Raw genomic sequence first — 19,816 nt, forward strand, 5'->3', positions numbered from 1 at the left:
ACTGGAAAATACTTATGCTATTGTTATATTTTAACTTTTGTAAATTGATAAGAATAAGAAAAGTGTCGTCAAAGTGGTATTTTGGTGTTACTGTTATTGATTTATTATAACAAATAGTGAAATATATCACTATTTAAGCTTGGAATTATTAATTTTAAGATAAAATTTTGTAATAGTGTAAAATACAACTAGTAAATAACAGAAAATTCAGTTATTATAAGACTTATTCACTTTTAAAGTGACTTTTTTGATAATCATACTTGAACTTATAAACAGTTATTGTTAGAATTACGTTTAATAAATATTTTATCGCTTTAAAGCAGAATAAAATATCGATTTAAAATTTTCATAGAGGTGACTAAAATGACAGACAAATTACAAGAATACAGAGACGAAATTGTTGGAATTAATGAACAGATATTAGACCTTTTATCTAAAAGAGGTAAGATTGCTCAAAAAATTGGTGAAGAAAAACGTAAGCAAGGTACAATGGTTTACGACCCTCAACGCGAAAAAGAAATGATTAATCAACTTTTAGATAAAAATGAAGGTCCATTTAATGATAATGTGATCAAACAATTATTCAAAGAAATTTTTAAAGCCTCTACTGACTTACAAAAATCAGAGAATGAAAAACATTTATATGTATCTAGAAAATTAAAACCTGAAGATACAATTGTTCAATTTGATAATGGCGGCATTATTGGAGATGGCAATAAATCATTTGTATTTGGTCCATGTTCAGTAGAATCTCAAGAACAAGTAGATACGGTTGCTGCCAATTTACAAGCCAAAGGTGAGAAATTCATTAGAGGCGGTGCATTTAAACCACGCACATCACCTTATGATTTCCAAGGACTAGGTGAAGAAGGACTTAAAATACTTAAAAATACAAAAGATAAATATAATCTAAATGTAATAAGTGAAATTGTTAATCCTGCAGATTTTGAAGTTGCAGATCAATACTTAGATGTGTTCCAAATCGGAGCCCGTAACATGCAAAACTTTGAATTATTAAAAGAAGCTGGACGCTCTAAAAAACCAGTTCTTTTAAAACGTGGTTTAGCTGCTACGATTGAAGAATTTATTTTCGCAGCTGAATATATTGCTTCTCAAGGTAATGAAAATATCATTTTATGTGAGCGTGGTATCCGTACATATGAAAAAGCTACTAGAAATACATTAGATATTTCTGCTGTACCTGTTTTAAAACAAGGCACACACTTACCAGTATTAGTAGATGTAACGCATAGTACAGGGCGCAAAGATATTATGCTACCAACAGCAAAAGCAGGTTTAGCAGTAGGTGCAGATGGTATTATGGCAGAAGTTCATCCAGATCCTTCGGTAGCACTTAGTGATAGTGGTCAACAAATGGATTTAAATGAATTTGAAAACTTCTATAACGAAATTAAGCCGTTAGCTGATATGTATAATAATAAACAATTAAAATAAAATCACTGAATAGCTCCTATTTGTTCTCTATTTCTGTAGCGGACAGGTAGGAGTTTTTAATGTTGAATATAAACAGTATAAAAGAGCACGTTAATAATAGGAATTAATCAGGAAATTTATGGAGTTTTAAAATATTAACAAAAAATAGCTTTTTTCTATTAATATAAAATAAATTATCATGAAAATGACATAATTATGACATTCAAAACAAAATGATTTTACATTTACGAAAAATATGGTAAACTTTGAAAATGTTATGAAAACAGATTATAATAATAAAGAAATCGCTTTCAAGGAGGATGTTTATGACTGTTACAATATATGATGTAGCTAGAGAAGCTAGAGTATCTATGGCTACTGTTTCACGTGTCGTAAATGGTAACCAAAATGTAAAACCAGAAACACGAGATAAAGTAAATGAAGTTATTAAAAAATTAAATTACCGACCAAACGCAGTAGCAAGAGGTTTGGCAAGTAAACGTACAACAACGGTTGGCGTAATTATTCCAGATATTTCAAATGTATACTATTCCCAACTCGCACGTGGTTTAGAAGACATTGCTACAATGTATAAGTACCACTCTATTATTTCAAATTCGGATAATGACCCAAATAAAGAGAAAGAAATATTCAATAATCTATTAAGTAAACAAGTAGATGGTATTATTTTCTTAGGTGGTACAATTTCTGAAGAAATTAAGGAATTGATTAATAAATCATCTGTGCCAGTAGTTGTATCAGGAACTAATGGGAAAGATGAAGGTATTTCATCTGTTAATATTGATTTTCAAACTGCAGCAAAAGAAATTACAGAGCACTTAATTGAAAAAGGTGCAAAACGTTTTGCGTTCGTGGGTGGAGATTATTCTAAAAAAGCACAAGAAGATGTATTAGAAGGTCTAAAAGATGTATTATCAGCTAATCAACTTACATTAGATGATCAATTGATTTTTAATGGAAATGAAACTTATAAAGATGGATTGCGTGCATTTGAGGCATTAAAATCTGGGAAACCGGATGCGATATTGTCAATTAGTGATGAACAAGCTATTGGTTTAGTGCATGCAGCACAAGATGAGGGCGTAATAGTTCCTGAAGACTTACAAATTGTTAGTTTTAATAATACACGCTTAGTAGAAATGGTTAGACCACAATTATCAAGTGTGATTCAACCATTATATGATATAGGCGCAGTTGGTATGAGATTATTAACTAAATATATGAACGAAGAAGAGATTGAAGAACCTAATGTAATTTTACCTCATAGAATTGAATATAGAGGGACAACTAAATAATTTAAATAAACGAGGCTATGACGTGTTAATGTCATAGTCTCGTTTAGCTTATATGTGGTAGATGAATGGCATAATGATACAGGTATAGCAAATTTCTGTTTCCTTTTTATGTAGCATCTAATAAACTGTTAGAATTTATTTGAACCAGCTTAATACTTGTGTTGCGTGTTTCATATTTATAGCGCTTATTTCTTGTCGGCGAGGGATAATTTGGTAATCTAACTTTTCATCCTCCCAAGTATTTGGTAAATCACAAGTCGCGTATGGCGACCATTTTGACAACCATTTTTCTGGTAATTGACCATTTTGTTGATCTTCACCAATTAAAGCAAGAAAGACATGTGTCCAAGCACGAGGCACGACTTTCCATATATTATAACCTCCGCCACCAAACATGATGACCTTACCATCAGTGTATTTATCGGCCAATTGCTTAATTTTATAAGGTATCTCATAAAGTGCATCTAACGTACAGTTCATATGTGTGAGCGGATCTAAATAATGAATATCGACACCATGCACACTGACAATGATATCTGGTTTAAATGATGCAACCACAGGTTCCAGTGTTTGATTCAATACTTCAAGATATGAATCATCCTCAGTATAAGGTTCAAGCGGAATATTAACTGTATAGCCAAAGCCTTGCTCATTACCACGCTCTGTATAATGACCTGATCCAGGAAATAAAAATTTACCAGTTTCATGGATAGAATAAATGAGCGCTTGATCGTTCGTATAAAAACTCCATTGTGTTCCATCGCCATGATGCGCATCTGTATCCACACAAAGGACTCGTAAACAGTATTTCTTAATAAGGTAGGCGATTGTAATTGCAACATCATTATAAATACAAAAACCATTTGCGCGACCAGGTAAACTATGATGTAAGCCTCCGCCTAGATGACAACCATTGGTTATAGAACCATCCATGATTTTATCCACTAAATTTAATGCGCCGCCTACAATGCGTGCACTGTGTTTATGCATCATTCTAAACTGCAAAGTGTCCCTGCCATCTAAACCATATTTTTTAGCTTCAGAGTCATTTAAAATGCCATGAGAAGCACGTCTAATAGCTTGTATATAATCAAAACTATGAATTAAGCTGAGTTCATTATCTGTAGCTATGCGTGGTTGAATGATATGCTCTGGCTTTAAGTAACCTAAATCTTTTAATAATTCTGTTGTTAATTTTAATCTCATTTGATTAAATGGATGTTGATTACTAAATCGGTATTGTAATATTTCATTTGAATAAACATAACCAGTTTGTTGGGTATTGTTCATTTATTTTTTACTCCCCTTTAAAAGAAAAAGCGATTCATATATCGAATATCATCGAACGCTTGTAACTGCTCAATAGTAATGCGTGAGCCTATTCTTGCCATTAAACAATTGGCAGGATGGCTTGTGATTTCAGGATCATCTGTCGCAAAGATTTCTAGGCCCCCATAACCCATTAATTTTTGCATTAATTTTTTATATTCAAAAACATCAAGACCAGAATTTTTAAAATCCCAGTGCCAATAATATTCAGTAGTTAAAACAATGTAATCTTCATATTCATCTGCTGCTAAACTAATTTTAATTAGTTCGCTACCTAGATGTAAATGTCTATAGGGTAAACTGATTTCAATCGCACCTAATTCAATTAAATATGCAAGATTCCCACTAGACCATCGCTCTAATGGGTCTGGGTAATGATAAGTGACATAACCGACGATATGTTGATTATTTCGAAGTATAAAAATTCGTCCTTCTGCTAGCTCACTAATTTCTTTAACCGCTTCAAATTGATCTTCAGGTTGACGAAATGCAGTAAGTCCGTCATCAAATGTCATTGAGTCGAGGTGAATCCTTGACACTGGACCTTCAATAATAAATGTGCCTTTATCTAAATGAAAAGTCTGAGATTGATACGTTTTTATATGTTCCATTTTTTCACTCCAAACTACCGCAAATGAATATAGTATGCAATCTTTAATAATTATATTATAAGGGATATGAGCGTAAATTAACACGATATTGTACCCGTTTACACCGATTATTTTGAAAATTGCGATTTTATTAGTTATAATATTTTTTAAGCAAGCGATTTCATTAAGAGGGGGATTTACAATGAAAGTAGAAGTATATAAAGGGGAAGAAGGAAATTTCAACCTTCATAACTATGAAAAGCAATACAACAATTTCGATTGGAAAGAAGTTGAAAAAGCATTTTCATGGTATGACACAGGCAAAATAAATATGGCACATGAATGTATTGATCGCCATGTGGATGAAGGTAAAGGAGAAAAAGTAGCTTTACATTATAAAGATGATAAGCGACAAGAAAGTTTTACTTTCAATGAAATGAAATCAAAATCAAATAAAGCAGCAAATGTTTTAAAAGATAAAGGCAATGTTGAAAAAGGTGATCGTGTATTTATTTTTATGCCCAGAACACCTGAACTATATTTTGCATTATTTGGTATTTTGAAAATAGGTGCTATTGTCGGACCATTATTTGAAGCGTTTATGGAAAAAGCGGTTGGTGATCGTTTAGAAAATAGTGAGGCAAGCGTAATCGTCACTACAAATAATTTATTGCCAAGAATACCCAAAGACAAATTACCAAATTTAGAAAAAATTGTTGTTGTTGACGATGTTGTTCAGAGTGAATACGTAGACTTTAATAAAGAACTTGAAAAAGCGAGTGACCAATTTGATACAGAATGGCTAAATTTAGATGATGGACTCATCCTACATTATACTTCAGGATCAACTGGACAACCAAAAGGTGTATTACATGCACAAAGAGCTATGTTAGTTCATTATATTTCTGGTAAATATGTCCTTGATTTTAAAGATGATGATGTTTATTGGTGTACTGCAGATCCAGGTTGGGTAACTGGTACATCTTATGGCATATTCAGTCCTTGGTTGAATGGTATTACGAATTGCATCGCTGGAGGCAGATTCTCTCCAGAAGCTTGGTATAGTATGATAGAAGAATTTAAAGTGACAATATGGTATACAGCTCCAACAGCGTTAAGAATGTTAATGAGCGCCGGGGATGATATTGTTGAAAAATTTGATTTATCATCTTTAAAAAGTATTTTATCGGTTGGAGAACCGTTAAACCCAGAGGTGATTAAATGGGCAAAAGGCGTATTCGGTTTACGTGTTCTCGATACGTGGTGGATGACTGAAACAGGCGGGCATATGATTGTGAATTATCCGTCCATGGATGTGAAATTGGGCTCAATGGGCAAACCATTGCCTGGTGTTGAAGCGTCAATTATTGATGATCAGGGAAATGAATTACCAGCTAACCGTATGGGAAATCTTGCCATCAAGAAAGGTTGGCCATCTATGATGATTTCAATTTGGAATAACCCTGAAAAATACGACTCTTACTTTATAGGCGATTGGTATGTATCAGGGGATTCTGCTTATAAAGATGAAGATGGGTATTACTGGTTTCAAGGACGCGTTGACGATGTAATTATGACAGCGGGAGAACGTGTCGGCCCATTTGAAGTCGAATCTAAGTTAGTCGAACATGATGCAGTGGCTGAAGCAGGCGTGATAGGTAAACCTGATCCAGTTCGAGGAGAAATTATCAAAGCGTTTGTAGCTTTACGACCTGAATTTGAAGCAAGTGATGAATTGAAAGAGGAAATTCGTAAGTTCGTTAAGGAAGGTTTAGCAGCACATGCTGCGCCTCGTGAAATCGAGTTTAAAGACAAATTACCAAAAACACGTTCCGGTAAAATCATGCGTCGCGTGTTAAAAGCGTGGGAACTTGATTTACCAGAAGGCGACTTAAGTACAATGGAAGATTAATTATAGAAAAAACATAAAATAATTGTTTCAAATTTACTATTAACTTTAAAATGTGCTTTATTGATGAATTTTAAAATCTGCTTTTAAAATTTAGAAATGAAGCACGTTTTTATTGTAATAATACATTTAAAATGTTTTATTATCCATTATTGTAACAAAAGTAGCTTATAATTTTGAAAGCGCTATCTCTATTAATCGACAATACAACTTTATTTAGTTAATATGAATATGTAAGGAATTTTGAATCACAGCATGAAATTTTACTTTTTTCATATGTGGTTAAAATTTATAAAAGAAGGGGCGAATACATTTGGCACATTTATCAGACTTAGATATTGCTAATCAATCAACACTACAACCAATTGGGGATATTGCTGAAAAAGTAGGTATTCCTACCAATGCTTTAGAACCATACGGACATTACAAAGCTAAGATTGATATCAACCAAGTTAAACAAAAAGATGATAAAGGGAAAGTAGTGTTAGTAACTGCTATGAGTCCAACACCTGCAGGTGAAGGTAAATCAACAGTTACAGTTGGTTTATCTGACGCTTTTAATCAATTAAAGAAAAATGTAATGGTTGCTTTGCGTGAACCTGCGTTAGGGCCTACATTTGGTATTAAAGGCGGCGCAACTGGTGGCGGTTATGCTCAAGTGCTGCCAATGGAAGATATTAATTTACACTTTAACGGTGACTTCCATGCTATTACAACAGCAAACAACGCGTTATCAGCATTTATTGACAACCATATTCATCAAGGAAATGAATTAGGTATTGATCAAAGACGTATTGAATGGAAACGCGTCTTAGACATGAATGATCGCGCTTTAAGAAATGTCATCGTAGGATTAGGTGGGCCAACACAAGGTGTGCCCCGTGAAGATGGGTTCAACATTACAGTAGCTTCTGAAATTATGGCTATTTTATGCTTAGCTAACGATATTAATGACTTAAAAGCTAAAATCAGTAATATTACAATTGGTTATACAAGAGATCGTAAGCCAGTTACAGTAGCAGATTTAAAAGTTGAAGGCGCTTTAGCAATGATACTAAAAGATGCAATTAAACCTAATTTAGTCCAAACAATCGAAGGTACACCAGCATTAGTACATGGTGGGCCGTTTGCAAATATTGCGCATGGCTGTAACTCAATTCTTGCAACACAAACAGCAAGAGAATTGGCTGATATCGTCGTAACAGAAGCTGGTTTTGGATCAGACTTAGGTGCTGAAAAATTCATCAATATTAAAGCACGTGAAGCAGGATTCGAACCCTCGGCAGTTGTGGTTGTTGCTACTATCCGTGCGCTTAAAATGCATGGCGGCGTTGCAAAAGACAATCTTAAAGAAGAAAACGTGGATGCATTGAAAAAAGGTATCGTAAACTTAGAACGCCACGTAAACAATGTAAAAAAATACGGTTTAGAACCGGTTGTTGCATTGAACGCATTTGTTCACGACACAGATGAAGAAACGAAGTTTGTACAAGAATGGGCGAAAGAAAATGGCGTCCGTCTTGCTTTAACTGAGGTTTGGGAAAAAGGTGGCCAAGGCGGTCTCGATTTAGCTAATGAAGTATTAGAAGTGATTAACCAACCACAAAATTTCAAACATTTATATGAACTAGACCAACCACTTGAAGATAAAATTGAAACGATTGTAAAAGAAATTTATGGTGGCAGCAAAGTAACGTTTAGCAGTAAAGCACAAAAACAATTAAAACAATTTAAAGAAAATGGTTGGGATAATTATCCTGTATGTATGGCTAAAACACAATATTCATTCTCTGACGATGCATCATTATTAGGTGCACCAGAAGGATTTGAAATTACAATTCGCGAGCTAGAAGCTAAAACAGGTGCAGGATTTATCGTAGCACTAACTGGTGCGATTATGACAATGCCTGGATTGCCTAAGAAACCAGCTGCATTAAATATGGACGTTACTGATGATGGTCACGCAGTAGGTCTATTCTAATTTAGTGATTATAACATAAAACAACCGAGGCACAGTGGCGCCTCGGTTGTTTTATGTTGTAGATATTTATAGTCTTATTTCTAGTTATCGAAATCTTGTCAAGCTAACAAAATCATATTGAAAATATGATTGCTTTGTTGTTTTTTTTACTTTGTCATTAATCGAGATTTAATATCGTAACGTTCCGCACGAACATAATCATATTGTGTAATTTTGTTTTCTACTAGCATGCGTTTTAATACGTAATGTTGTCTATTTAAGCCGATTTGAATTTGATGATTAGGTTTAAGTGATCCATCTTCATTATAAGGCGTGTAGTAGTAAGGACTTTGCAGTAGACCAATGATATACGCAGATTCAGCAATATTTAGATCTTCTGCTGGTTTGCCGAATAAACTGAAAGAAGCTGATCCTATACCTGAAATGTTTAACCCATTATAATCACGACCAAATGGAACAATATTCAAATATGTGTACAATATCTCATCTTTAGTTAAAATTTTTTCAGCACGCATGGAAAGTACAAGCTCATTTGCTTTACGATTATAAGTTTTTTGATTTGTAAGTATTTGATTTTTAACAAGTTGCTGTGTGATTGTACTGCCACCTGTAGCATCGCTAGAATTGAATATATCTTGTCCTATAGCTCGTAAAACAGCTTTTGGTAAAATGCCATTATGTCGAAAAAATAAACTGTCTTCTGAGGCTGTTAAAGCTTTGATCACATTGTTGTTAACATGTTTTGGGCCAACGATGAGCGAATTCATAGAATTATTATACTCTACGAGTAGGTTATCGCTGTTATAATTGATTGCTTCATTTCCAGAAATAACTAATAGCTTGGACTTTAATTCAGCATCTGACATATGGGTAGCTTCTTTGGTTAAACTTTGAAAGTAAAATACAGATATGGCAAGTAAAATAAGCAAAGTGCAACCAAATATGGAAAATAAACCTACGAAAAAATGTTTGAGTTTTTTATAAATAAATTCAAATTGATTTAGTTTTATATGTTGTTTATTTTCTTCAATGTGGCTCTCATATGCATGATTTTTCATCGTGGACCTCCTTATTTAAACAATATTATATCATAATATATAGAGTTGACTTTTAAATTAGAGTTAATTATAATAAATACAATTCGATATCGTTTTTGGATAGAGGAGAAGTAATATAATGTATCATCTACAGAGAGTTAGTGGTTGCTGTGAACTAGCGTTGGTCCTTATATGAATACACCTTTTGATAAGTAATTATCCAAACGTTTTAGTTAATGAACGTATCATTAATAGAGTTGTTTGACTTAAAGTATGGTGGTACCGTGCGTTTGCGCCCTTACAAAAAATGTAAGGGCGCTTTTTTGTGTTCTCTAAAATTACGCGGTTAAAATTTTAAGTGATGCAAATGAATTCTATTCAAAACTTTATCATAATTAAATTAGGAGGCGAATGCAATGACAAATACGTTAATTGAAGATTTAAAATGGAGAGGTTTGATTTATCAACAAACGGATGAAACGGGTATTGAAAACTTACTAAATAAAGAGCAGGTCACACTGTATTGTGGGGCTGATCCAACAGCAGACAGTTTACACATTGGCCATTTATTGCCGTTCTTGACTTTACGTCGTTTTCAAGAGCATGGTCATCGTCCGCTCGTATTAATTGGTGGCGGAACAGGAATGATTGGTGATCCTTCAGGTAAATCAGAAGAAAGAAAATTACAAACAGAAGATCAAGTTGAATTAAATGTGCAAGGCATAAGTGAACAAATGCATAAAATTTTTGAATTTGGTACAGATAAAGGTGCAAAATTAGTTAATAACAAAGATTGGCTTGGCCAAATATCATTAATAGATTTTTTAAGAGATTATGGTAAACACGTGGGTGTCAACTATATGTTAGGTAAAGATTCTATCCAAACGCGTCTAGAACATGGTATTTCATTTACTGAATTTACTTACACTATCTTACAAGCGATTGATTTCGGGCATCTTAATAAAACGTATAATTGTAGGATTCAAGTAGGTGGTTCAGACCAATGGGGTAACATCACAAGTGGTATAGAATTGATGCGTCGTATGTATGGAGAAACTGAAGCGTTTGGACTTACAATTCCATTAGTAGTTAAATCTGATGGTAAGAAATTTGGTAAAACTGAAGGTGGCGCAATATGGTTAGATGCCGATAAGACAAGCCCTTACGAATTTTATCAATTTTGGATTAATACTACAGATGCAGATGTTATTAAATTCTTAAAATACTTTACGTTTTTAAGTAAAGAAGCTATAGATACACTAGAAACTTCATTGAATGAGGCACCTCATTTACGTGAAGCTCAAAAAGCATTAGCTGAAAATGTTACTAGATTCATTCATGGCCAAGCAGCATTAGATGATGCCATCAGGATTTCTCAAGCTTTATTCTCAGGTGATTTGAAATCACTTTCAGCTAGAGAATTAAAAGAAGGCTTTAAAGATGTGCCTCAAGTCGAATTAGATCATCAAACGACGAACATCGTGGAAGCAATTGTGGAAACAGGCATTGCTTCTTCTAAAAGACAAGCACGTGAAGATGTAAATAATGGTGCTATTTATATTAACGGAGAAAGACAACAAGATTTAAATTTTGAATTGTCAAATGAAGATAAAATCGAGAATGAATTTACTATTGTACGTAGAGGCAAGAAAAAATACTTTATGGTTAGTTATAAATAAGTGTGAAAGTTGAACATACCATCGTTTATAAAAAGTAACACGTTCAGCAATACAAAAATACGTCGTGCTGTTTCTAATAATAGTTACTAAGCGTAGAAGTCGTCTATATCAGTATATATTGGTTTCAGAAGTTTGATATATAGGTGTAATAAAAATATTGAAATATGGCTTTATGCTTAGGGCGTATTTTATTATCTGAACACAGTTATAAAATACAATAAAGGCACCAAATCATATTTATGATTTGGTGCCTTTAAGTATTTATAACACTCATTTAATTAAAAGGAACGGCTTGTTCTTTTGATGAATCAGAAGTTTTTGATTTTTGTTCTTTTAATGTTACATCAACAGTTTGTGTTTCACCTTTTCTTTCTACAGTTAATTTAACTGTATCTCCAGGTTTTTTATGTTCATATAGATAAGAGCGTAAATCTGTATCCTCTTTTACTTCTTCATCATCAATTTTAGTGATAATATCTCCTTCTTTTAGATCATTATCAGCGTATACTTTTGCTACATAAATACCATCTTTTCTATCAGTATTTAATTGCTTTTTATACTCATCAGGAATTTCGCTTAAATTAAGTAAACCGATACCGATTGAAGGGCGATCAATTTTGCCATTCTTAACTAATTCTTTAATAGTCACTTTGACTTCATTACTTGGAATAGCAAAACCAATGCCTTCGACTTGTTCGTTCGCTATTTTCATTGAATTAATACCAACTAAATTACCATTTAAATCAACCAATGCCCCGCCTGAGTTACCAGGGTTAATTGCTGCATCTGTTTGTAGTACGTTTACCTTATTAGCACCAGCTGAAGTTTGTGTGTCGATTGTTCGTTCGCTAGCTGAAATAATACCAGACGTCACAGAGTTTGCAAATTCTAAGCCAAGCGGGTTGCCCATAGCGAATACGCTGTCACCAGTTTTTACCTTGGAAGAATTAGCAAATTCTACCGCTTTTGTACCTTTCGTTTCATTTATTTTCAATACTGCAATATCCGTAAGTGCATCTTTGCCAATTAGTTTAGCATCGACTTGCTTAGAATTATGTAATTGAACTTTAATTTCACTTGCACCATCAATGACATGGTTATTTGTAACGATATAAGCTGAGCCGTTATTTTTTTGATAAATTACACCAGATCCAACGCCAGCTTCTTCTGATTTACCTGTTTTACCTTTAAGCAAATCGTCTAAATTTTGAGCTTTTTGCATATTAATTACACCTACAATGGCGGGGGATACATCAGTAATCATTTGATTTACCGAATCGTATTTCTCGCTTTTTCCATCTAAGGAATTACCAGCTCTACTACTATCACTTGTTTCCTTTACTGATGACCCATTATCGTCTAATACTGTACTTTCCATAAATTTCCCCACACCTAAGACAATCAGTGCACCAAGAATACCTGCTACAAGTGCGACGAGTACAGTTTTAAACCATGGGAATTTGGGTTTTGATCGTTTACTATAGTTGGGTTGTGTGTATTTTGATATTTCTTCATCAGGTTGTTTTTTATTTGAGTTCTGATCATTATTAAATTCTGACATATTATACCTCCGATTCATTCTTTATAACCTATTATGAAAGGTTTACTCAACTTTTTCTAGTATATCATTATACTACTTTAGACTGAAATATAAATTACCTTGTCCATTGATGTTCTAAATGATAGAATCAATAGGGTAATATAAGGCTAAATAAGTAGGTGAAAAAATGTATAGATTTGTTAGCGGTTTATTAAATTTTATTTTACGCAAAATATGTAAATCATTAGAAGTGCAAGGAAAAGAGCATATCCCACAATTACATCGTTATGTCGTAACTTGTACACATGAAAGTTATAATGAAGTTATTATGCTTGGCATGGCTATTTATCCAAATCAAATCCATTATATGGCTAAAAAAGAACTTTTCTATAATAAATGGTTTGGTAGATTTTTGAGTTCGCTTAATGCATTTCCAGTAGATAGAGATAATCCTGGACCAAGTACATTAAAAAAACCAATTAAATTATTAAAAGAAAATAAAACAGTTGGAATTTTTCCGACAGGGCATCGTATGAAATACGATGAAGGCGCGCCAATGAAACGCGGTGCAGTAACGATAGCGTTAATGGCACAAGCACCTATTTTACCAGCAGCATATGTAGGGCCTAAAGAAATCAAAGGATTAGTTACTGGTAAATCAATTATAAGATTTGGTGAACCAATTGAAACAAAAAATTTACCAAAAGACATGAAACGTAATGAAAAATTAGAATATTTAACTAAAGAATTAGAAAAAAGAACAATACAATTACAAGATGATTTAAATGAGTATGTAACACATAATAAGTAAATTTTACTCATTTTTTTAACTATTGAATCATAATATATATACGAAATTAATATAACTTGTGTTATTATGAAAATGTACAATAACAACAAGTATAACGCTTTCATTTCACCACGTGGACAAATTGTACATGTGGTGATTTTTTGGGTGAATTTATTGTGAAATGGGGAATAATTATGTATAGTTTCTTTCAACGTTTGGGAAGATCTCTTATGCTGCCTGTTGCCGTATTACCAGCAGCCGCAATTATTGTAGGTATAGGGAATGCCTTAACTGCAATTGGTATATGGCCGACTGTAGCTGCTTTTTTCTCGACAGCAGGGTCTACGATTCTTGAACAATTAGGTATTTTATTTGCAATCGGTGTAGCATTAGGGATGGCTAAGAAAAATGATGGGGCTGTGGCACTTGCAGCGGCGGTTGGTTTCTTCTTGACCACAGTCGTACTTAGTCCTGAAAAATTAGCACCATTATTAGGTGTGAAACAGTCATCTTTGAATGACGCATTTGAACAAATGAACAATCAAAACGTGTTAATTGGTCTAGTTATTGGTTTAGTCGCAGCTTATACTTATAATAAATTTAGTAAGACAGAGTTGCCGGCAGCATTGTCATTCTTTAGTGGTAAACGGTTAGTACCAATCATGACCGCATTTTTTAGTATTTTTATAGCGGTTATTATGTTATTTGTTTGGCCCGTTGTATACTCAGCAATCGTTACGTTTGGGACATGGATACTGGATTTAGGTCCAGGTGGCGCATTTTTATATGGTTTTTTCAACCGTTTATTAATTCCAACAGGATTACACCACGCATTAAATGCAGTATTCTGGTTTGATTTAGCAGGCATTAATGATATTGCAAAATTCCAAACGGGTGATGGCGCAATAAAAGGTATAACAGGTCGATATATGGCTGGTTTCTTCCCAGTAATGATGTTTGGGGTTCCAGCAGCAGCGCTAGCAATGTATCATACTGCAGAAACGAAACAGAAGAAACGTGTATATGGTTTAATGTTTGCTGGTGCACTTTCAGCATTTATCGTGGGTGTTACTGAACCAATTGAATTTTCATTTATGTTTGTAGCACCTATACTATTTGTTATTCATGCATTATTAACAGGATTGTCATTATTTATTGCCGCTTTGTTCCATTGGACAGCAGGATTTTCATTTAGTGCGGGATTAATTGATTTCATATTGTCTCTAATTAATCCAGTTGCAAACCATCCGATGATGTTAATAGTACAAGGTATCGTATTCTTTATCATTTACTATGTTGTATTTAGGTTAGCAATAAAATGGTTGAAACTGAGTACACCTGGCCGTGGAGATAACTTGTTACCTGATCCTACATCTGATGAAGCAACAACTGGTGATACAGCTCAAGATGGAGATGGTACAGAAAGTACACCATCAACAAGCAAATATGCGCAAACAGCCAGCCAAATCTTAGAAGGCTTAGGCGGTAAAGAAAATATTACTTCTTTAACAAACTGTGCTACACGTTTACGTATGGAACTTAATGACAACAGCGTGATTGATGAAACTAAGATTAAGGGTGCAGGCGCAGTAGGCGTTACAAAAAGTGGTGAACATAATACGCAAGTTATTATTGGCACACACGTACAACAGGTTGCTGATGAAATAGAAACTCAAATGGAAAATAACAACTCGTAAGTATATTTTAATGTAGTATAAAATAATGTTTTAAGAACGTAATATCACGCATAAAAATAAACGAATTTTTATAATTTCGTTTCATTTCTATGCGTGATTTTTTGTTGTAAGTATAAAGTTTGTTTGCCGTATATTATTATCAAAAATACATTGCTCTTTTAACATGTAAATAGTACGATGTAGTAGTATCAGAATTTTCTGATTAAAGGAGAGGAATGCATATGAAGTCGGTACTATTTGATGTTGATGGTGTATTTTTAAGTGAAGAAAGATGTTTTGATGTTTCTGCGTTAACAGTATATGAAATGTTGATGAGTAAAGACTATATTGGTATAGACCCTAGTATCAATTTTCAAACATTAAATGATAAACAAATATCTGAAATTAGAGATATCGTATTTTACCATGATGAAATTTTAACCAAGTTAAAATCACTTGGTTTAAACTCGAACTGGGATATGCTATTTATCGTGATTGCTCTTCATTTTATTGAATTATGTAAATCTTTATCAACAGATAAATTATCCATTGTATTAGATACAGACAATTTCAATGAACAAACACTGCAATTTCTTGGTGAACATATTTCAGACATAGCGCTTAATTTTGAACTACCGCTATCATTTTTAGACGGTTTAAGTTCGGGTAAAGATCATATTTATCAAGCGCTTGTTACACATGCGAATGATCAATTAAATACAGATAATGATGGATTATTTGAATTAAAAAGCCCGTTTTGGTTGTTAGCACAGGAAATTTATCAGGAATGGTACTTAGGTTACCAATTATATAATGAAGTTGAACAAAAACCGCAGCGTTCTAATTTTAAACAAGGTTATATTTATCAAGAGGTTGCGCTTAGACCAGTTAATGAAATGAAACAGTTGTTAGAAGATTTGAAAGACGCTGGTTACCAAATTGCGATTGCTACAGGACGACCTCGAACAGAAACGCTAGTACCATTTGAAAGTTTAGGTATTAAATCACTGTTTGATGATATACATATTGTTACGGCAAGCGATGTTTTGACAGCAGAAGCACATTTCCCTGAGTTAAAGCCATTAGGGAAGCCTAATCCGTTTAGTTATTTAGCTACATTAGAAGGTAATTATCTTGAAAATTATAAAAAATATGCAACAAACCAGCAAAATCGCGTAAATAAAGATGAAGTGTTTATCGTAGGGGATTCTTTAGCTGATTTGTTGAGTGCTAAAAAGATTGGAGCTACTTTCATTGGCCCATTAACTGGATTGAAAGGGCAAAAAGCACGTAAAGAATTAGAAGATTACGACGCAGAGTATATCGTTAATCATGTGAGCGAAATTAGAGAAATTCTTTTATAAATACAATGAACATGTTGAAAAAGCTGAGACAAAATAAAATGTCTCAGCTTTAAATATATGATCCGCTAACTACCCTTATAATAGTATCGCGAAAAATAGTATGAGTGAGAGCGTTAAAGTATCGAGTTATTTCTTTAGGTGGGTATGAAAGTTTAAAATCAGGGTAATTTAAATACAAAAAGACACCTCCACTCAAATTTATAAATGAAGGTGCCTTTTACTTTAAGAAGCATAGGCGTCTATCTTCTAAAGTTTAAAACTGTTAAATATGATACGTCTCGCTCGCTTTTTCATCTAACTCTATGCTGGATTCCACATCTAATTCTACACTTCTGATAAGGTTAAAGCCTTCAATTTCATATAAAGCTTCAATAACATCTTGAGTGACAGGATGGTCAATGGACAGCACCATTAGTGCATTACCACCTTGGTTGGTACGGCCTAAATGCATTGAGGCGATATTGATATTATATTCGCCTAATATTTGTCCAGTACGTCCAACAATACCTGGTCTATCGTTATGGTTAATTACAAGTTGGTGTTTTTCCGGTTTGAAATCAACAGGATAGTCGTTGATGCGCACAATTCTAGGACCATAACCATTTAATACTGTCGCGCCAATTTTAATTTGTGTGTCTTTATTAATTAATGTTAGTTCAATATAGTTACTAAAACCACGGTGTTTTGTATCTTTCTCTATATTATATGATACACCTTGTTCATTGAGTAATACTAAAGCATTAATTAAATTAACACGTTCCGCTAAATCTTGACGTAAAACGCCAGATACAAGTGTTCTAGTGAGTAAGCTTGTATCATCGATTGCAATATCACCTTTGTACTTAATTTGAAGTTCACGTGGCGCTTTCTCTAATAATTGAATGCCTACTTCACCAGTTAATTTACTTAATTCAATATATGGTTTTAGTTCATCATTGATTTCGTTGAAAGACATTTTTGGAGCGTTAATCGCATTAACGACATTACCCTGTTCAAAGATATCTACAATTTCATTTGCAACAGAAACAGCTACTTTTTCTTGTGCTTCTACAGTTGAAGCGCCTAAATGTGGTGTAACAATAATTTTATCATGTGCTACCAGTGGTGAATCGGTTGCGGGTTCAGTTTCAAATACATCGATTGCAGCGCCTTGAATTTGGTTTGCATCCAGCGCTTCAATGAGGGCATCTTCATCAATAATACCGCCACGTGCCACATTGATAATTTGTAATGTTGGTTTGGCTTTATCGAAAAAGGCTTTATCAACAATGCCTTTTGTTTTTGGTGTGAGTGGCGTATGCACAGTGACAAAATCTGCTTGCTCAGCAATTTCTTCTACAGTAGCACGTGTCACATTAAGTTCTTTGGCTTTGTCTTCAGAAAGATAGGGGTCAAAAGCAAGGATATTCATACCGAAACTTTGCGCTCGTTTTGCTACGCCAATACCAATTCTTCCGGCTCCAATAACGCCTAAAGTTTTATTATAAAGTTCAGTTCCTCTATATATTTTACGATCCCATTTTCCGTTTTTAAGCGATTGGTGTGCTTGTGGCACATTACGTGCCATCGATAAAATCATAGCCATTGAATGTTCAGTAGCTGAAATGGTGTTCCCATCAGGTGCGTTAATAACGATGACACCATGCTTTGTAGCAGCATCTACATCTATATTATCTACCCCAACACCCGCACGTGCAATGACTTTTAGGTTTGGTGCCGCTGATATAATATCTGAAGTGACTTGTGTTTGACTTCTCACTATCAGTCCTTCGTAATTCGTAATAGTTTCTGCTAACTCTGTTTTGCTTAATTCAGTATTGACATCAACTTCAAAGTCTTTATGTTCTGTTAAACTTTTTAAACCTTCTGGTGAAATAGGATCTGAAACTAAAATTTTATACATATGCTTTTACGACCTCCATATATTGCGTAATTGCTTTACCAACATAAGATTCATTTCTAAATTCTGTTAATAATATTTCTAATGCTGAAACGACTTGTAAAATATCAAAGGGTGATATTTGTCCCATATGACCAATACGTAAAATCTGACCTTTTAAGTGACCTTGACCACCAGCAATCGTAATTGCAAAACGCTTTTTCAATTCATTTTTAATATAGTCTAATTCATCTTTGGATTTTGGTACAAAAGCCGTAACAGTAGGTGAAGCATAAGCGTCTTGAACTAATAATTCTAGATCTAGCGCATTTAATGCTTGTCTCAACGCATCACGTATCGCGTAATGTCTAGCGATAACTTGATCCAACCCTTCTTCATTTATGAGGTTAGCATAAGCATTTACACCTCTAAATAAAGATACATTAGGTGTGAAAGGCGTAGAGTTCTCTGTTAATGATTTTAAATACTTATTTAAATCTAAATAAAATCTAGGTGTTGTAACTTGACTAAAACGAGCTTTAGCACGGTCGTTATAAGCTACAAAACCTAACCCAGGCGGAAGCATAATTGCTTTTTGACTTCCTGAAACAAGCACATCAATATTGTCACGATTTAAATCTACATCTACAGCACCAATACAACTGACACCATCGACTACGAAGTAGATATCCTGATCAAAGTTTCTTAGTGCTGTACCCAATTCCTGAACAGGGTGTAAGACTGCCGTTGAAGTTTCACAATATTGGCTAAAAACTGCTGTTATATCTCTTTTTAATGATTTTAAGAAGTCTATAAAGTCCGGTATGTTTACTGCTTGTCCCCATTCAACTTCAAATATATGTACATTATCGTAATATGCTTCTGCTATTTGCTTAAATCTGTTGCCAAAAGCACCTGAAACAATAATAACAATATCTTCTTCTGGGTTTGCAATATTTAACATACTCGCTTCAAGCACACTTGTGCCGCTAGAAGTAAGTATCATGACTTCATTTTCAGAACCAAAGACAGGTTTGAGTGCTTTAAATGCCTGTTCAGCAATTGCTTCAAAATCGCTAGAACGGTGTCCTACCATAGGTAATTGCGTTGCGTATAATATTTGATCTGGCACTGGTGTAGGTCCTGGTGTTAATAATAAAGGATTATAATAGTTCATATGTAATTCCCCCATTGCTTATGATTGTCAAGTTTAGCAAATTTTCAGAAAATATAAAAGTACAAAAATTAATATTTATTAAAAATAAACACATTTTTAAATAAATGTAAGGGTA

At 33.7% G+C, this 19,816-nt stretch carries 14 protein-coding genes; 8 read left to right on the forward strand and 6 right to left on the reverse strand.

Annotated features, from left to right (window positions below; genetic code table 11):
- The first annotated feature begins 363 nt into the window (after positions 1-363).
- Positions 364-1,455, forward strand: coding sequence for a bifunctional 3-deoxy-7-phosphoheptulonate synthase/chorismate mutase (locus KA894_RS00775; protein ID WP_096809142.1), 1,092 nt, complete (start codon positions 364-366; stop codon positions 1,453-1,455).
- A gap of 305 nt (positions 1,456-1,760) precedes the next feature.
- A complete protein-coding gene (gene ccpA, locus KA894_RS00780; protein ID WP_103373533.1) occupies positions 1,761-2,750 on the forward strand; it encodes a catabolite control protein A in 990 nt (329 codons plus the stop codon).
- A 135-nt stretch (positions 2,751-2,885) separates the two neighbouring features.
- Here ccpA and KA894_RS00785 read toward each other — a convergent pair whose 3' ends face one another.
- Together KA894_RS00785 and KA894_RS00790 are read right to left on the reverse strand one after the other, a co-directional pair.
- Positions 2,886-4,040 carry an acetoin utilization protein AcuC gene (locus KA894_RS00785; RefSeq protein WP_096809145.1) on the reverse strand — a complete coding sequence of 385 codons (1,155 nt, stop codon included), beginning with the start codon at positions 4,038-4,040 and terminating at the stop codon, positions 2,886-2,888.
- A 17-nt stretch (positions 4,041-4,057) separates the two neighbouring features.
- Positions 4,058-4,690: an N-acetyltransferase gene (locus tag KA894_RS00790; protein ID WP_096823783.1), complete on the reverse strand. Its 633-nt coding sequence runs from the start codon at positions 4,688-4,690 to the stop codon at positions 4,058-4,060.
- 181 nt (positions 4,691-4,871) lie between these two features.
- Between KA894_RS00790 and acsA the strand changes: the two genes are divergently transcribed.
- Both acsA and KA894_RS00800 read left to right on the forward strand, forming a co-directional pair.
- Positions 4,872-6,581 carry an acetate--CoA ligase gene (acsA, locus tag KA894_RS00795; protein ID WP_115342104.1) on the forward strand — a complete coding sequence of 570 codons (1,710 nt, stop codon included), beginning with the start codon at positions 4,872-4,874 and terminating at the stop codon, positions 6,579-6,581.
- A gap of 310 nt (positions 6,582-6,891) precedes the next feature.
- Positions 6,892-8,559, forward strand: coding sequence for a formate--tetrahydrofolate ligase (locus tag KA894_RS00800; RefSeq protein WP_096809150.1), 1,668 nt, complete (start codon positions 6,892-6,894; stop codon positions 8,557-8,559).
- A 146-nt stretch (positions 8,560-8,705) separates the two neighbouring features.
- Here KA894_RS00800 and KA894_RS00805 read toward each other — a convergent pair whose 3' ends face one another.
- Complete coding sequence (locus KA894_RS00805; RefSeq protein ID WP_108909282.1) at positions 8,706-9,617, reverse strand: biosynthetic peptidoglycan transglycosylase; 912 nt, start codon at positions 9,615-9,617, stop codon at positions 8,706-8,708.
- A 395-nt stretch (positions 9,618-10,012) separates the two neighbouring features.
- Here KA894_RS00805 and tyrS point away from each other — a divergent pair, with 395 nt between their 5' ends.
- Complete coding sequence (tyrS, locus tag KA894_RS00810) at positions 10,013-11,275, forward strand: tyrosine--tRNA ligase (protein ID WP_115342105.1); 1,263 nt, start codon at positions 10,013-10,015, stop codon at positions 11,273-11,275.
- Between the two features lie 274 nt (positions 11,276-11,549).
- Here the strand turns inward: tyrS and KA894_RS00815 are convergent, their stop codons facing one another.
- On the reverse strand, positions 11,550-12,836 hold the full coding sequence (locus KA894_RS00815; RefSeq protein WP_210133622.1) for a S1C family serine protease: 1,287 nt from the start codon (positions 12,834-12,836) through the stop codon (positions 11,550-11,552).
- A gap of 166 nt (positions 12,837-13,002) precedes the next feature.
- On the opposite strand from KA894_RS00815, the gene KA894_RS00820 reads away from it, so the two are divergent.
- The 3 genes from KA894_RS00820 (at position 13,003) to KA894_RS00830 (ending at position 16,645) form a co-directional block, all read left to right on the forward strand.
- On the forward strand, positions 13,003-13,626 hold the full coding sequence (locus KA894_RS00820; protein ID WP_096809159.1) for a lysophospholipid acyltransferase family protein: 624 nt from the start codon (positions 13,003-13,005) through the stop codon (positions 13,624-13,626).
- 173 nt (positions 13,627-13,799) lie between these two features.
- Positions 13,800-15,302, forward strand: coding sequence for an N-acetylglucosamine-specific PTS transporter subunit IIBC (gene nagE, locus KA894_RS00825; RefSeq protein WP_115342106.1), 1,503 nt, complete (start codon positions 13,800-13,802; stop codon positions 15,300-15,302).
- Positions 15,303-15,523: 221 nt separating this feature from the next.
- A complete protein-coding gene (locus KA894_RS00830; RefSeq protein WP_115342107.1) occupies positions 15,524-16,645 on the forward strand; it encodes an HAD family hydrolase in 1,122 nt (373 codons plus the stop codon).
- A gap of 262 nt (positions 16,646-16,907) precedes the next feature.
- Here the strand turns inward: KA894_RS00830 and serA are convergent, their stop codons facing one another.
- Both serA and KA894_RS00840 read right to left on the reverse strand, forming a co-directional pair.
- On the reverse strand, positions 16,908-18,548 hold the full coding sequence (gene serA / locus KA894_RS00835) for a phosphoglycerate dehydrogenase (protein ID WP_103373218.1): 1,641 nt from the start codon (positions 18,546-18,548) through the stop codon (positions 16,908-16,910).
- The gene (locus tag KA894_RS00840) at positions 18,541-19,701 is read right to left on the reverse strand and encodes a pyridoxal-phosphate-dependent aminotransferase family protein (RefSeq protein ID WP_103373219.1); all 1,161 of its coding nucleotides are present in this window, start codon (positions 19,699-19,701) and stop codon (positions 18,541-18,543) included. The genes serA and KA894_RS00840 overlap by 8 nt, the downstream gene beginning before the upstream one ends.
- Positions 19,702-19,816 lie beyond the last annotated feature (115 nt).

The organism is Staphylococcus sp. GDY8P131P, from assembly GCF_017891975.1.
Taxonomy (GTDB): domain Bacteria; phylum Bacillota; class Bacilli; order Staphylococcales; family Staphylococcaceae; genus Staphylococcus; species Staphylococcus nepalensis.

Bases quoted from the DNA above. Each gene is read 5' to 3' on its own strand.
- KA894_RS00775 (WP_096809142.1), top strand. From the start codon at position 364: ATGACAGACAAATTACAAGAATACAGAGACGAAATTGTTGGAATTAAT.
- ccpA (WP_103373533.1), top strand. From the start codon at position 1,761: ATGACTGTTACAATATATGATGTAGCTAGAGAAGCTAGAGTATCTATG.
- KA894_RS00785 (WP_096809145.1), bottom strand. From the start codon at position 4,040: ATGAACAATACCCAACAAACTGGTTATGTTTATTCAAATGAAATATTA.
- KA894_RS00790 (WP_096823783.1), bottom strand. From the start codon at position 4,690: ATGGAACATATAAAAACGTATCAATCTCAGACTTTTCATTTAGATAAA.
- acsA (WP_115342104.1), top strand. From the start codon at position 4,872: ATGAAAGTAGAAGTATATAAAGGGGAAGAAGGAAATTTCAACCTTCAT.
- KA894_RS00805 (WP_108909282.1), bottom strand. From the start codon at position 9,617: ATGAAAAATCATGCATATGAGAGCCACATTGAAGAAAATAAACAACAT.
- tyrS (WP_115342105.1), top strand. From the start codon at position 10,013: ATGACAAATACGTTAATTGAAGATTTAAAATGGAGAGGTTTGATTTAT.
- KA894_RS00815 (WP_210133622.1), bottom strand. From the start codon at position 12,836: ATGTCAGAATTTAATAATGATCAGAACTCAAATAAAAAACAACCTGAT.
- KA894_RS00820 (WP_096809159.1), top strand. From the start codon at position 13,003: ATGTATAGATTTGTTAGCGGTTTATTAAATTTTATTTTACGCAAAATA.
- nagE (WP_115342106.1), top strand. From the start codon at position 13,800: ATGTATAGTTTCTTTCAACGTTTGGGAAGATCTCTTATGCTGCCTGTT.
- KA894_RS00830 (WP_115342107.1), top strand. From the start codon at position 15,524: ATGAAGTCGGTACTATTTGATGTTGATGGTGTATTTTTAAGTGAAGAA.
- serA (WP_103373218.1), bottom strand. From the start codon at position 18,548: ATGTATAAAATTTTAGTTTCAGATCCTATTTCACCAGAAGGTTTAAAA.
- KA894_RS00840 (WP_103373219.1), bottom strand. From the start codon at position 19,701: ATGAACTATTATAATCCTTTATTATTAACACCAGGACCTACACCAGTG.